16 protein-coding genes and 1 pseudogene are annotated in these 13,052 nt (G+C 63.9%); 5 read left to right on the top strand and 12 right to left on the bottom strand.

Going from position 1 to position 13,052, the window contains the following annotated elements; translation table 11 throughout:
- Nucleotides 1-73: 73 nt before the first annotated feature.
- Nucleotides 74-1,501: an exodeoxyribonuclease VII large subunit gene (gene xseA / locus ACQ5ID_RS02545; protein ID WP_429910908.1), complete on the bottom strand. Its 1,428-nt coding sequence runs from the start codon at nucleotides 1,499-1,501 to the stop codon at nucleotides 74-76.
- Between the two features lie 115 nt (nucleotides 1,502-1,616).
- Between xseA and purD the strand changes: the two genes are divergently transcribed.
- Nucleotides 1,617-2,900: a phosphoribosylamine--glycine ligase gene (purD, locus tag ACQ5ID_RS02540; protein WP_429910907.1), complete on the top strand. Its 1,284-nt coding sequence runs from the start codon at nucleotides 1,617-1,619 to the stop codon at nucleotides 2,898-2,900.
- A 181-nt stretch (nucleotides 2,901-3,081) separates the two neighbouring features.
- Here the strand turns inward: purD and ACQ5ID_RS02535 are convergent.
- Together ACQ5ID_RS02535 and ACQ5ID_RS02530 are read right to left on the bottom strand one after the other, a co-directional pair.
- Nucleotides 3,082-3,195, bottom strand: a pseudogene (locus ACQ5ID_RS02535) (twin-arginine translocase subunit TatC); the annotation flags it as partial.
- Nucleotides 3,192-3,560, bottom strand: a complete 369-nt coding sequence (locus ACQ5ID_RS02530) for a RidA family protein (protein WP_429910906.1) — start codon at nucleotides 3,558-3,560, stop codon at nucleotides 3,192-3,194. The gene ACQ5ID_RS02530 and the pseudogene ACQ5ID_RS02535, both read right to left, overlap by 4 nt.
- 102 nt (nucleotides 3,561-3,662) lie before the next feature.
- Here ACQ5ID_RS02530 and ACQ5ID_RS02525 point away from each other — a divergent pair, with 102 nt between their 5' ends.
- The gene (locus ACQ5ID_RS02525; protein WP_429910905.1) at nucleotides 3,663-4,124 is read left to right on the top strand and encodes an Lrp/AsnC family transcriptional regulator; all 462 of its coding nucleotides are present in this window, start codon (nucleotides 3,663-3,665) and stop codon (nucleotides 4,122-4,124) included.
- A gap of 21 nt (nucleotides 4,125-4,145) precedes the next feature.
- On the opposite strand, the gene tatC is transcribed toward ACQ5ID_RS02525, so the two are convergent.
- The 8 genes from tatC to ACQ5ID_RS02485 all read right to left on the bottom strand — a co-directional run bounded on the left by tatC (nucleotide 4,146) and on the right by ACQ5ID_RS02485 (nucleotide 10,547).
- Nucleotides 4,146-4,961 carry a twin-arginine translocase subunit TatC gene (tatC, locus tag ACQ5ID_RS02520; RefSeq protein WP_429910904.1) on the bottom strand — a complete coding sequence of 272 codons (816 nt, stop codon included), beginning with the start codon at nucleotides 4,959-4,961 and terminating at the stop codon, nucleotides 4,146-4,148.
- 3 nt (nucleotides 4,962-4,964) lie between these two features.
- Entirely contained in the window at nucleotides 4,965-5,384 is a 420-nt protein-coding gene (gene tatB, locus ACQ5ID_RS02515) for a Sec-independent protein translocase protein TatB (RefSeq protein WP_429910903.1), read from the bottom strand.
- A gap of 22 nt (nucleotides 5,385-5,406) precedes the next feature.
- Nucleotides 5,407-5,628, bottom strand: a complete 222-nt coding sequence (locus ACQ5ID_RS02510; protein WP_127566289.1) for a Sec-independent protein translocase TatA — start codon at nucleotides 5,626-5,628, stop codon at nucleotides 5,407-5,409.
- A 219-nt stretch (nucleotides 5,629-5,847) separates the two neighbouring features.
- Nucleotides 5,848-6,594, bottom strand: a complete 747-nt coding sequence (gene scpB, locus ACQ5ID_RS02505; RefSeq protein WP_429910902.1) for an SMC-Scp complex subunit ScpB — start codon at nucleotides 6,592-6,594, stop codon at nucleotides 5,848-5,850.
- The gene (locus tag ACQ5ID_RS02500; protein ID WP_429910901.1) at nucleotides 6,591-7,397 is read right to left on the bottom strand and encodes a segregation and condensation protein A; all 807 of its coding nucleotides are present in this window, start codon (nucleotides 7,395-7,397) and stop codon (nucleotides 6,591-6,593) included. Before ACQ5ID_RS02500 ends, scpB begins: the two co-directional genes overlap by 4 nt.
- A complete protein-coding gene (gene nagZ, locus ACQ5ID_RS02495) occupies nucleotides 7,394-8,428 on the bottom strand; it encodes a beta-N-acetylhexosaminidase (protein WP_429910900.1) in 1,035 nt (344 codons plus the stop codon). The genes ACQ5ID_RS02500 and nagZ overlap by 4 nt, the downstream gene beginning before the upstream one ends.
- Nucleotides 8,425-9,255 (bottom strand): SPOR domain-containing protein, encoded by an 831-nt coding sequence (locus ACQ5ID_RS02490; RefSeq protein WP_429910899.1) that lies wholly within the window; start codon nucleotides 9,253-9,255, stop codon nucleotides 8,425-8,427. The genes nagZ and ACQ5ID_RS02490 overlap by 4 nt, the downstream gene beginning before the upstream one ends.
- A 110-nt stretch (nucleotides 9,256-9,365) precedes the next feature.
- On the bottom strand, nucleotides 9,366-10,547 hold the full coding sequence (locus tag ACQ5ID_RS02485; protein ID WP_429910898.1) for a deoxyguanosinetriphosphate triphosphohydrolase: 1,182 nt from the start codon (nucleotides 10,545-10,547) through the stop codon (nucleotides 9,366-9,368).
- Nucleotides 10,548-10,633: 86 nt separating this feature from the next.
- Between ACQ5ID_RS02485 and erpA the strand changes: the two genes are divergently transcribed.
- Nucleotides 10,634-10,963: an iron-sulfur cluster insertion protein ErpA gene (erpA, locus tag ACQ5ID_RS02480; RefSeq protein ID WP_429910897.1), complete on the top strand. Its 330-nt coding sequence runs from the start codon at nucleotides 10,634-10,636 to the stop codon at nucleotides 10,961-10,963.
- A 29-nt stretch (nucleotides 10,964-10,992) separates the two neighbouring features.
- Nucleotides 10,993-11,664, top strand: coding sequence for a nitroreductase (locus ACQ5ID_RS02475; RefSeq protein ID WP_429910896.1), 672 nt, complete (start codon nucleotides 10,993-10,995; stop codon nucleotides 11,662-11,664).
- A 143-nt stretch (nucleotides 11,665-11,807) separates the two neighbouring features.
- On the opposite strand, the gene ACQ5ID_RS02470 is transcribed toward ACQ5ID_RS02475, so the two are convergent.
- Entirely contained in the window at nucleotides 11,808-12,197 is a 390-nt protein-coding gene (locus tag ACQ5ID_RS02470) for a hypothetical protein (RefSeq protein WP_429910895.1), read from the bottom strand.
- A gap of 52 nt (nucleotides 12,198-12,249) precedes the next feature.
- Here ACQ5ID_RS02470 and ACQ5ID_RS02465 point away from each other — a divergent pair, with 52 nt between their 5' ends.
- Nucleotides 12,250-13,044: an exodeoxyribonuclease III gene (locus tag ACQ5ID_RS02465; RefSeq protein ID WP_429910894.1), complete on the top strand. Its 795-nt coding sequence runs from the start codon at nucleotides 12,250-12,252 to the stop codon at nucleotides 13,042-13,044.
- Nucleotides 13,045-13,052 lie beyond the last annotated feature (8 nt).

Below are 13,052 nucleotides of genomic sequence, written 5' to 3'. Positions count from 1 at the left end.
CCTGAAAGCGGCCGCTAACCGGCCTTATGGGGCGAAATCTACCACGTCAGCGGTGCTTTTGCATGGAATGCCGCTAGAAAAGCGAGCCTTGCGCCGAAGAACCGGCCTTGGCGGGCCTGGATTTGCTGGCCGGTTTTTCCTTGCGCGGCGGGGCTGCACCGCCCGCAATCGCGGCCGCGCGCTCGCCATCATGCAGGCGCAAGGTGACACCGTCGCCGGGCGCCAGATCACCGGCAGAACGCACCAATCTGCCCTTCGCATCCTCGACAATCGCGTATCCGCGTTTCAGGACATTGTGATAGGAGAGCGCCTCCAGCGTAGAGGTCAGCGCCGCCAGCCTGCGGCCATCATCGCCAAGCCGTCTAAGCTTGGCCGCACGCATGCGCTCTCCGGCCTGTGCGAGCCTCTGGCGGCGTTCAGCGATCTCGCGCTTGAACGCCAGCGGGCGAAGCTGCACCGACAGGCGCTCCACTGCCGCCCGGCGGCGTTCGATCCCCAGCGCCTGAAACCGGACCAGATCGCTCGTCGCGTAATCCAGTTTCTGGCGCGCATCGCCCAACAGGCTTTCGGGCCGGGGCAGACCACGCGACGCCGAACGCAGATCGGACTCCTTGCGTTCCACCGTGCGCAGCAAGGCACCTGACAATCGCCCGCGCGCGCCCTCAATGCGCTCCATCAGCTCGCGGCGCACCGGCACGGCCATTTCGGCTGCGCCTGTAGGCGTCGGCGCACGCCGGTCAGAGGCAAAATCAATCAGCGTGGTATCGGTTTCGTGGCCGACAGCGGAGATGAGCGGTATCGCGGAGGCCGCAGCGGCGCGGACCACCACCTCCTCGTTGAAGGCCCACAAATCCTCCACCGAGCCGCCGCCGCGCGCGACGATCAGCACATCGGGGCGCGGCACCAGCCCGCCGGGCTGAAGCGCGTTGAAGCCTTCGATACCGGCGGCGATCTGGGCCGCTGCCCCCTCGCCCTGCACCAGCACCGGCCAGATGAGGACATGCACCGGAAACCGGTCATCCAGCCTGTGCAGAATGTCGCGGATCACCGCGCCCGTGGGCGATGTCACCACCCCCACCACGCGCGGCAGATAGGGGATGGCGGCTTTTCGCTCTGGCGCAAACAGGCCCTCGGCGGCCAGCTTGCGTTTACGCTCTTCCAGCAACGCCATCAGCGCGCCTGCGCCCGCAGGCTCCATGCGCTCGATGATGATCTGGTATTTGGACCTGCCGGGGAAGGTGGAAAGCCGCCCCTCGACAATCACTTCCAGCCCCTCTTCCGGGCGGAAGGACAGCGCCGAGACCGACCCTTTCCACATCACGCCGTCAATGACGGCTTCAGCGTCCTTCAGGTCCAGATACATATGGCCGGATTTCGGAACCGTCACCCGGCCCAGCTCGCCGCGCACGCGCACATGGCCATACTCGGTCTCCACCGTGCGTTTGAGCGCGCGGGCAAGATCGGAGACGGTATATTCCGGTGCGTTGGTAAGGTCGGTCATCTCGGCTCTTGAGTCGTTTCGGCGCCAGACTAGCCGTAATGCCGCCCGGCGGTCGACAAGAGGCGTGCAGCCCCGCTAAGAGACAGCCATCGCTTTAAGGACAGCAGGGGCGGCCATGAACATCCTCATCATCGGCTCTGGCGGGCGCGAGCATGCGCTGGCCTGGAAGATCGCGCAGAGCCCCCTCGTGGACACGATCTGGTGCGCGCCCGGCAGCCCGGCCATTGATCTTCTGGGGCCGTGCTTTGATGTCGCCGCCGATGATGTGGAGGGTATCCAGAAGCTCGCTTTGCAGCTCGAACCGGACCTCATCGTGATCGGGCCGGAAGCCCCGCTCGCCAAGGGCCTTGCCGACATGCTGCGCGCGCGCGGATTTGACGTGTTCGGTCCCTCCCAGGCCGCAGCCCAGCTGGAAGCCTCCAAGGGCTTTGCCAAGGACCGCATGGCCGCCTATGGCGTGCCGACCGCGCGCTATGGCCGCTTCACCGATGTGGCGGCTGCAAAGGCCTTCCTCGACACGCTCTCTGCGCCCTTCGTGCTGAAAGCCGATGGCCTCGCCGCCGGCAAGGGTGTGGTTATTGCCGAAACGCGCGAAGAGGCCGAGGCGGAGCTTTCCGAGATGCTGTCTGGCAAGTTTGGCGGCGCATCGGCAGAGCTCGTCATCGAGGAGTTCATGGAGGGCGAGGAAGCCTCCATCTTCGTCATCACCGACGGGATCAATTATCTGACCCTGCCCGCCGCTCAGGATCACAAGCGCATCGGTGATGGTGATACCGGCCCCAATACAGGCGGCATGGGCGCCTATGCCCCTGCCCCGGTGATGACGCCCGCACTGATGAAACGGGTGGAGGAAGAGGTGACCGTGCCGATGCTGCGCGGCATGGCCGGTGACGGCATGCCCTATCGCGGCGTCTTGTATATCGGCGTGATGGTGACACCGGACGGCCCGAAAGTGGTCGAGTTCAACTGCCGCTTTGGCGATCCGGAATGTCAGGTGCTGATGATGCAGATCGAGGCCGATATCGTGCCGCTTCTGCTCGCGGCATCCACCGGCGGCATGCGCGCCAGCGAGTTTGCGCAGCTATTGCCGGTCGAAGCCAATCCGAAACCCGCCGTGACAGTGGTGATGGCCGCGCCGGGCTATCCCGGCACGCCTAAAAAGGGCAGCACAATCAGGAATTTGCACCATGCCGGTCATGGCGAAGGCGTGATGATCTTCCACGCCGGTACCGCGCTCGATGCAGACGGCAATTTCATCGCCAATGGCGGCCGCGTGCTGAACGTCACCGCGACCGGCGAGACGTTGCGCGAAGCTGTGGACAGGGCCTATGCGGCCATTGGTGAGATCGACTGGCCCGAAGGCGTCTACCGCCGCGATATCGGGTGGAGAGGGTTGTAAGCAGCCTGTCATCCTCCGGTCGCGAAGCGATCCGGGGGACCCATGCCTCTTTCGGTTCCGCAACGCATCCGCGTTGCGATGTTCCGCGAAAAGTCGCGGGCGCGCGGTCGCGCTTTTGGGCCACTTGGCGACTCTCAGGCATGGATGGCCCGGATAAACCGGGCCATGACAGCGGAGAAAATTACCCCTCCACCTCTTTCGGCTCGACCATTTTCACCGCAAGGATGGAAAGGCCGTAAAGGCCGAACATCGCCGCGGCGAGGAATATCTGGCTGATCGGATCGGGCGGGGTCACGCCGCCGCGACCGCCTCGATCTCAAGAAGCCACGCTTCATCGTAGATGCCAGCGATTATGATGGTCAGCGCGGGCGAATGATCGCCAAGCACCTCCATGCGCACCGCCGCGTTTTCGTCGCGGAAACGGCGGTCTGAGAGAAAAATCGTTACCTTCACCAGATTTTCCGGCCGCATGCCTGCAGCAGCGAGACGGGAGAAGACGTTGCGCCAGGCGAGCCGCGCCTGATCAGCGAAACTGTCCGGAACAGCCCCGGTCTCGTCTGCAGGCACCTGCCCGCTGATAAAGAGAAGCCGCGTGGTCCCGGCCACTTCCAGAGCCTGCGCGTAAGAGGCGGATGTCGGGTCAATGAATCGTGTTTTCATCGGGGTGCCTTCCGGTGAGATGTGGACGCTGCGCCGCGATCCAGTATTGATCGGCTGCATGGTGTGCCTATCGCGCGAGTGCCTGACGGGTCCACCGGCAGAATGCCGGAACAGCCGTTTTTTTTGCCGAAGGACAGAAAGCCGATGGATGCGATTGATCAGCAGATCATCGAGATGCTCCGCCGCGATGCGCGAGCGCCGCTGAAAGTTATTGCAGCCGCAGTCGGGCTGGCCCGAAGTTCGGTCGCAGAGCGCATTGCGCGTCTCAAAGCGGCTGGCGTGATCATCGGGTATCGCGCCGAAATCGCCCCGGAACACGCAGGCGGGGCTGGAGCGGTGGTGCTAATCGAACTCACCAGCACGCCGCAGCCCGAAACCGTGGCACGCATCGTGGCCGATTCTGCGGTCATGCGATGTTACTCGCTTGCTGGCGGAATCGATCTTCTAGTCGAGATCAGCACGGCGCACGGCAAGGGCCTCAACGAAATCCGCGATCGCCTTTGCGCGCTATCTGGTGTCAGCGCGGTCCGGACCCATTTCATCCTGAGGCGGGAGAAAGGGTGATCGGGGTGGAAATGCAGCCCCCTACCCCTCAACCTCTTTCGGCTCGACCATTTTCACCGCAAGGATGGAAAGGCCGTAAAGGCCGAACATCGCCGCGGCGAGGAATATCTGGCTGATCGGGTCTGGCGGCGTCACAAAACCCGCAAAGACGGCAATGCCGACCACGGCAAACTTCCAGAAGCGGATGAGCTGCCCCGAATTGACGATCCCCACCTTGCCCAGCAGGGAGAGCAGGACCGGCAGCTGGAAGGATATCCCGAACGCCAGAATGAGCGTGGTGACGAGATTGAGATATTCCGACACGCGCGGCAGGAGCTGGATGGCTGTGCGGCCCTCCTCTCCGGTCTGCTCCTGACCCAGCGCAAAGCCCATCACGAAGGGCAGGATGAAGTAATAGACAAAGGCGATGCCGGCCGCGAACAGCACCGGCGAGGCAATCAGGAAGGGCGCAAAGGCGAGGCGCTCATTCTTGTAGAGGCCGGGGCGGACAAAGGCCCAAACCTGATAGGCGACCATCGGGAAGGCCACGATGATGGCGCCAAACAGAGCGAGCTTCAGCTTGACGAAGAAAAACTCCAGCGGGCCTGTGAAGATGAGCTGGAGCTGCAAATCCTCACCGCGCACCTGACGTGCCGCCTCTTCAAACGGCACCAGCAGGATGTTGTAGATCCACTCGGCAAAGGCAAAGCAGAGCACGAAAGCCAGCGCCACCGCGCCCAGCACCCAGATCAGGCGGGTGCGCAGCTCGGTCAGATGCTCCATCAGCGGCGCGCGCGAGGATTCCACCTCGTCATCGGTCTCCGGCCCTTGCGGGGCTGCCAGCTTCTCGCCTGACATGGCCTAGGCGTCCTTACGCGTTGCAGACGGCTCGGCATCCGCCTTGCTGGTCTCACTGGCATCCGTGTCCAGCGGCAGCATCGCCTCATCACCCAGCGCAGGCTTGGCAGGGGCAGCCGCGCGCGGATGCGGCTTGTCCAGCGCAGAGCGCTTCAGATCGGCTTCCGCCGCGCGCAATTCTTCGGTGACTTCGGAAACCGGATTGGCCTTCTTGAGCGCCTCGACTTCCTTCTTCAGCTCGGCCAGCTCCGCCTCGCGGCCAAGCTCGTCAAAACTGTTCTGGAAATCGCGTGCCATGGCCCGCATCTGGCCGATAAAACGCCCGGCCTTGCGCATCATCAGCGGCAGGTCTTTGGGACCCACGACCACAAGGGCGAGGATGACGATGATGATAAGCTCGGCAGCGCCAAAGCCGGGGTTCATGGAACTCTAGCTCCCGGTGCTCCTACGAGCCCGTCCGCTCGTCTTCGCGCGTCTCTGCAGAGATGCTGGCGGCGGGGCGCTCTTCGGCGGCGTCCTCGTCCTTGCTGTCATCTTTCAGCCCCTTGCGGAAGGCCGTGATGCCCTTGGCGAAATCACCCATCATCGCGGAAATCCGTCCGCGCCCGCCAAACAGGACGAGCACGAGAATGCCAACGATGACAAAAATGCTCCAATGCGGTCCCATATGCGCTCTCCGTGCGGGAATGCCGTTACGGCCACTGGCCTATACCCGTAAAGGATTATCGCGCAAGGGTCCAATAGCGGGTTCAGGTGGGGCTGGCCCGTTGCTTTTCCCTGATCCTTCGAGACACTCGCTTCGCTCGCCCTCAGGATGAGGGAAAAGCTCCACGCCCTCATCCTGAGGAGCCCGAAGGGCGTCTCGAAGGATCAGGGCGACTACCCCCTACTCCTCGCGCTCGTCCTCGGCGCCTTCAAGGAAGTCGAGATGGAAGTGTGCGCTGTCTTCATCGTCCAGCGGGTCTTCGTTATCGGCAAGCCGGGCGGGGTCCGGAATATCGAAATTGGCCGGCAGGCGTGAGGAGAGCAGCCCGGCGGCCTTCAGATCACCCAGCCCCGGCAGATCAGTGATCGCAGCGAGGCCGAAATACTCAAGGAAGGCGTCGGTCGTGCCGAAGGTGACAGGACGGCCCGGACTGCGGCGGCGGCCGCGCAGGCGTATCCATTTCAGCTCAAACAGGAGATCGATCGTGCCCTTGGAGACGGCAACACCGCGTATCTCCTCGATCTCGGCGCGCGTGACCGGCTGGTGATAGGCGATGATGGAGAGCGTCTCCAGCGCGGCCTGGGAGAGCTTTTTCGGCTCCTCGCGGATTTCCGCCAGCAAATGGGCGAGGTCCGGCGCGGTTTCAAACCGCCAGCGCCCGCCCACCTCGCTCAGCCGCACACCCGCATCGGCATATTTCTCCTGCAGGGCGGCGATGGTGGCGGGAATGTCAGTGCCCGCAGGCAGGCGCGCGGCCAGCGTTTCAGCGTCCAGCGGCTCGGATGCGGCAAACAATAGCGCCTCGGCCATGCGCAGGGCCTGCTGCGAGGGTTCGGCGACAGCATGCGGACCAGCCTGCCCGTCCCCGCCCTGCGGGCCTTGGCGCGCGCGCAGGCGGGCAATCGCTTCGGCAATCGGATCGCTCATGGACGCCCCTCCTGCCCGCGCATCCAGATCGGGCCGTAGACCGCCTCCTGACGCAACGCCGCCTCACCATCCTTGGTGATTTCCAGCGCCGCCAGCAGCGAGGACGCCATCAGCGATTGCGGCGGCGGCGCATCCGGCCCCAGCTCGTCCGCGCCCGGCAACAGGCTGTCCAGCCGCTCCCAGCCCGTCAGGCGCTTTGAGAGCAGGCTGAGGCGCGCGCGGGCCGCTTCCAGGCTGTAAACCTTCGGCTTTTCCGGCTCATAGGTGGAGAAGGCAAACTTCTCGCGCGTACCGGCATAGGCTTTCAAGAGGTCAAACAGGCTCGCCTCGTATTGTGGTGCGCGGATGGAGCGCACGCCTTCGGGCGCACCGCGCTCGAACACATCGCGCTTTAAGAGATGCCGGTCGTAAAGCGCTTCCCCGCCCGCCCGCATCGCATCAAGACGCATCAGCCGGAAGGCGAGCGCAGCCGCCATCATTTCCGGCTCCGGCTCATCACTTTCCGGGCGCGGTTTCGGCAATAGCAAGCGCGACTTCAGATAGGCGAGCCACGCCGCCATGACCAGATAATCAGCCGCAATATCAAGGCGTTTCTCGCGTGCCGCCTCGATGAAAACGAGATACTGTTCAGCCAGCGCCAGGATGGAGATTTTCGCCAGATCCACCTTGTTCTTGCGCGCCAGGTGCAAGAGCAGGTGCAAAGGGCCTTCCCAGCCCTCGATATCGAGGATCAGCGCGCTGCCCGTGTCCTCGGCCTCGCCTGCCGCTTCAAAGCGGACATCTTCCTCGAACAGATCACTCACGGTGCTGGTGCCTCCAGCCCGGCCTCGATAAAGCAGCGCGCCATGGCGTCATTGGTGGCGGCAGCGTCCAGCCCCTGGGCCGTACCGCGCGCCTCTTCGGCCGCCTTTGCCCGCTCCAGCGCCTTGCCGGAGAGCGTGATGGCGGCGTGTGCCACCTCCACCATCTCTGCGCGCTCGCCATTGCAGTGGAGCAGCATGTCGCAGCCCGCGCTGAGCGCCCGCTCGCCGCGCTGGCGCAGCGTGCCGTCGAGCGCCTTCATGGAGAGATCATCGCTCATCAGCAGGCCGTCAAAGCCCATCTCGCCGCGAATAATCTGCGCGATGACGTCTTTGGAGAGCGTGGCGCAGTTTTCCGGGTCAATCGCGGTGTAGGTGACATGGGCCGTCATCGCCATTGCCGCCATTTCCGCCACGCCCTTGAAGGCGGCAAAATCGGTTTCGTGCAAGGTCTCGTGATCCTCGCGCACGACCGGCAGCGCAAAATGGCTGTCGGCATCCGCGCGGCCATGCCCCGGTATATGCTTGATGACACCGGCCACGCCCTGATCCTTCAGGCCCGCCAGCGCCGCGCGCGCCATCTCGGCAACCGGGCCGGGTTCGGCGTGAAAAGCACGGTCGCCAATCACCGCGTCGGCACCGGGAACGGCAAGATCGACCACCGGCGCGCAGTCGCAATCAATGCCCAGATCACGCAGCTCCTGCGCCAGCAGGCGGTGGTTCAGGCGCACAGCCTCCAGCGCCAGTTCCGGCTCACGATCCCACAGCTCGCCAAAGCGCGCAGCAGGCGGCGCAGCGCGCCAGAGCGGGGCTTTGAGGCGCTGCACGCGCCCGCCCTCCTGATCGATGAAGATCGGCGCATCGCGGCCCACACAATCGCGCAGCTCGCCCATCAGCCGGATGATCTGCTTTGGCCGGTCGATATTGCGGGCAAAGACGATGAAGCCCCACGGGTCCGCATCGCGGAAGAAGGCTTTCTCCTCCGGCGTCAGGCTTTCACCCATCAGGCCGTATATAGCCGCCGTCACGCTCATCGGGCCGCCACCAGACAGTCCTGCCCGCGCGAGGAAAGCGTCTGGCAATAGCGCGAGGCGTCATCGCGCGTTTCAAACGCGGCAATACGCAGACGGTGATAAATGCCGCGCGCGCCCAGATTGGCCTCGACAATGGAGGGGTTCCGCCCGGACGCCAGATCAGGAAAGCGGGTCACGAACGATATCCACGCCTCTTCGGCCTCCTCGACCGTGCGGAAGGCGGCGATCTGCACCACGAAATTGCCGCTGGCGCTGGTGGCCGGCGGGGCCGGACGCGGCTCTTCGCGCGCAGGCTGGCGCTCCTCTGCGGGGCGCTCTGCGGGCTGGCGCGTTTCCGGTTCGGGCGGTGTGTCCTCGACAACCGGCTCGCCCGGTTCAGTGGCTTCCTCGCGCGGCCCCTCCTCACGTGGCAGCGCCAGCCGGTCGGCATCTTCGGTCTCAACGGTCAGGGCCGGACGCTCCGGCTGGACCACCGGCTCTTCCGGGCCGGGCCGGACAGCCGGATCAATTTCCACCGTCTCGACCGCGCCGCGTTCACGCTCGCGCAGGGCATAGGCTTCAATGTCCTGACCCGGCGTTTCAAACCCGCCCGGATCCTCCGGCGCGGTGCGCCAGGGCTGGCTGTCAGCGGTCAGGATGGGCGCGGTATTACGCTCGCGCACGCCCAGATTATACGCGCTCCAGACAACGCCGAGGAACAGCACCAGCACGATGGCGGCGGCCAGCAGCAGGATTGGCCCGCGCCGCCCCTGCCCGTCATCGCGGGCATCGAACGTGTCGTAGGCGTCCGGATCGTAATCGGTCGAGTTTCGGTCCCGAGAGGGCATGGTTTTCCCGTTGACGGCGATGGGCGCGAATCAGTGCACGCGCCTCTGGTTAACAGAGTATCAATTAGTGGCCGGCCATGCGCGGGTGCAGCGCGCAGCTTCCACAGGTTTCAGCGCCAGGCTTCCACGTGGAAGAGCTGGCGATGTTGATCGATCGCATAGCGGTCTGTCATCCCGGCGATGTAGTCGCACACCACACGCGCCGTCTCCGGACTGCCGGGCGTATCGGCCTGCCGGTGGAACTCGGTCGGCAGCAGGGCAGGATCATTGAGGAATGCCTCAAACAGTTCTCTCACGATCCGCTTGCCCTTCTCCTTGGCGCGCTTGACCTTGTATTGCAGATACATGTTTGCGTAGAGGAAGCGGCGCACCGCCGACAGCTGCACCAGCATGGTCTCAGAAAAGCTGACCACCGGGTGGTCCAGCGCGCGCACCGCTTCGGGACTATCCACGCCCGAAGCCGCCAGCCGCGCGCGGGTTTCCTCCAGCACATCATTGACCATCAGCCCAATGAGGCGGCGGATCGCCTCGTGAATGGTCAGGCTGGTGCCGATATCGGGATATTGCTCACGCACGGCCCGGAACACATCGCCCACCAGCGGCAATTCCATCACCTCGTCGAGCTTCAAAATCCCGGCGCGCAGCCCGTCATCAATATCGTGATTATTGTAGGCGATATCGTCTGACAGGGCGGCAATCTGGGCCTCAACCGAGGAATGGGTGTGCAGCTCCAGCCCGCGCCAGTCCTCATAGGCGGTAAAGCCCCAGGGCAGCTTCGCCGGATCATCGCCCTTCTTCATCAACGGGCCGTTATGCTTGACGACGCCCTCAAGAGTTTCCCAGGCCAGATTCAGCCCGTCAAATTCGGGATAGCGCCGCTCCAGCAGGGTGATGACGCGCAGCGTCTGGGCGTTGTGGTCGAACCCGCCAAAGCCCTTCATCGCGTCGGCAAGCCCGTCCTCGCCGGAATGACCAAAGGGCGGATGACCGAGATCATGGGCGAGTGCGGCGGCTTCCGCGAGGTCCTCATCAACCTGCAGGGCGCGCGCCAGCGTGCGGGCAATCTGGGAGACTTCCAGCGAATGGGTCAGGCGGGTGCGGAAATGATCGCCCTCATGGGCGACGAAAACCTGCGTTTTCTCTTTAAGGCGGCGAAAGGCCGTGGAGTGGATGATGCGGTCCCGGTCACGCTGGAAAGCCGAGCGCGTCGCGCTCTCGGCCTGGTGGTGCAGCCGCCCGCGCGTTTTCGCCGGATCGCAGGCATAGGGCGCGCGGACAAACACCATCAACATCACTCCTTCACGGGGCCAGCCCTTCCATCGGCGGCCCTCTACGTCCATATATCGGGTGTATTGCCAGTCGGGAACCGTTGAACGCCATGAGCGAAGCCCAGATCAGCCTGTCAGAGACAGCCGCCCGCCGGATCCTTCAGATCCTGAAAGGCCAGGACAAGCAGTTCCTGCGCGTCTCGGTGATTGGCGGCGGGTGTTCCGGCTTTTCCTACCAGTTCGATCTGGAGAGCGAGCGCAGCGACGACGATCTCGCCATCGAGCGCGACGGTGCCACCGTACTCGTCGACACGATGAGCGTGGATTTCCTCAAAGGATCAGAGATCGATTATGTCGACGAGCTGATCGGCGCGTCCTTCCGCATCCACAATCCCAACGCGACGGCTGCCTGCGGCTGCGGGACGAGCTTTTCGATCTGATTTCTCCATAACTTTCCGGGGGCTGAACCATGGACGTTATCGACGCTCTGAAGCGCCGCATTTCCACGCGCGCCTTTCTGGATACGCCGGTCAGCGAGGCGGAGGTGCGCGAACTTCTCGACGCCGCGCGCTGGTCGGCCTCTGGCGGCAATCTCCAGCCCTGGCAGGTGCATGTGGTGGCCGGTGTTGCCCGCCAGCGCGTGATCGACGCGGTACAGAAAAAGCTCTCCACCGATCCCTTCACCAACGAATCCGCCTTCCCGGTCTATCCGGAAAGCCTTTGGGAGCCCTATCGCTCGCGCCGTTTTCAGGTCGGCGAGGACATGTATGAGCTTCTGGGCATTCCGCGCGAGGACAAGGGCGCGCGCCTGGCGCACCTGATGGCGAACTATGATTTCTTCGGCGCGCCGGTGGGCGTGTTCTTCTCGATCGATGAGCGCATGAACCCCAATCAGTGGGCGCACTTAGGCATGTTCATGATGAGCTTCTGCCTCGCCGCTGAGGCCAAGGGCCTTGCCACCTGCATGCAGGAAGCGTGGACGGTGCATTGCGAAACCGTGGCAAAGGCGCTTCGTATCGAGAAGCCCCAGATCGTCTATTGCGGGCTGGCGCTCGGCCATGCCGACAAAAACGCGAAGGTGAACCAGTTGCGCACACGGCGCGCGGACGTGGATGAATTTGCGAGCTTTGAGGGGTTTTAGGGGTCCAACCATTGTCATCTTCCGGCCGAGCGCAGCGAGGTCCGGGGAACCCATGCCTGAGAAGAACGATCATGCTGGAAGACCAGAGGCATGGGTGGCCCGGATAAACCGGGCCATGACAGGAATGGGAGTCCTCAGCCCCCCTAAACCCCGCACGTGAACTCCCCCGCGCAGAAGGTTGAGATCGCCCACATATACCCGGTCAGAAGGCCCACCCAGAGAAGGGACGGCAGGAAGACCCACGCCACGCCTGCGCCGGGCCTGCGCGTCCAGAACACGATCCAGCCGATGAGAAGCCCTGCCCCGGCCACGAACGGTCCGGCCAGCAGGAAATACAGCACCACACGCATGAGATCGCGGTCCGCACCGCTTTCCACCGCGCCGGAATAGGCCATCATCGATGCGGCGCTTGTCGCCGCGCCGAACAGCGCGACCGCCGCTGCAGCCACACTTGCCAGCAACAGGGTGAGAACTGCTAGAAAGGTGATGCGCCGGCGCCGGCCGGAAATGTCGTCCACCGGGTCTGCGTTCATGTCCGGCCCCGATCAGCCTGAAATACCCAACCCTCGACCAAGGCAGTCTAGCATGACTCTCTCAATCGCCACATGGAATGTGAACTCCATCAAGGCGCGCCTGCCCAACGTGCTCGAATGGCTGGGCGAGGCAAAGCCCGATATCGCCTGCCTGCAGGAGATCAAATGTCAGGATGAGGGCTTCCCGCGCGAGGAGATCGAGCGGCTGGGCTATAATATCGAGACGGTGGGTCAGAAGAGCTATAACGGCGTCGCCCTGCTCTCACGTTTTCCTATCGAGGAAGTGGCCGAGCGCGCCCTGCCCGGCGGCAATGGCGAGGAAGAACAGGCCCGCTATATCGAGGCCGTCATCAGCGCGCCGGGTGGCCCGGTGCGCGTGGCGTGCATCTATCTGCCCAATGGCAACCCGGCTCCGGGGCCGAAATACGATTACAAGCTGGAATGGATGGCGCGCCTGCACGCGCACGCGGCGAAGCTCCTGACCTATGAAGAACCGCTGGTTCTGGCGGGCGATTACAATGTCATTCCGCGCGATGCCGATGTGCATGATCCGGCCGCCTGGGAGGGCGATGCGCTGACCCTGCCGGCCAGCCGCGATGCCTTCTTCGCGCTGCAATGGCTGGGCTTTACCGAAGCCTTCCAGCATCTCGATGGCCGCGCGCACCAGTACACATTCTGGGACTATCAGGCCGGTGCGTGGCAGAAGAATAACGGCATCCGCATCGACCACCTTCTGTGCTCGCCGCAGGCCGCTGACCGCCTGAAATCCATCGAGATTCACAAGGATGTGCGGGGCAAGGAAAAAGCCTCCGACCACGTGCCCGTGGTCGGGACTTTTGACCTCTAAAGCCGCCT

It is taken from the genome of Glycocaulis sp. (assembly GCF_050485565.1).
Lineage (GTDB): Bacteria > Pseudomonadota > Alphaproteobacteria > Caulobacterales > Maricaulaceae > Glycocaulis.
The sequence above is the reverse complement of the archived record's forward strand: the minus strand, read 5'-3'. Positions and strand labels throughout refer to the sequence as shown.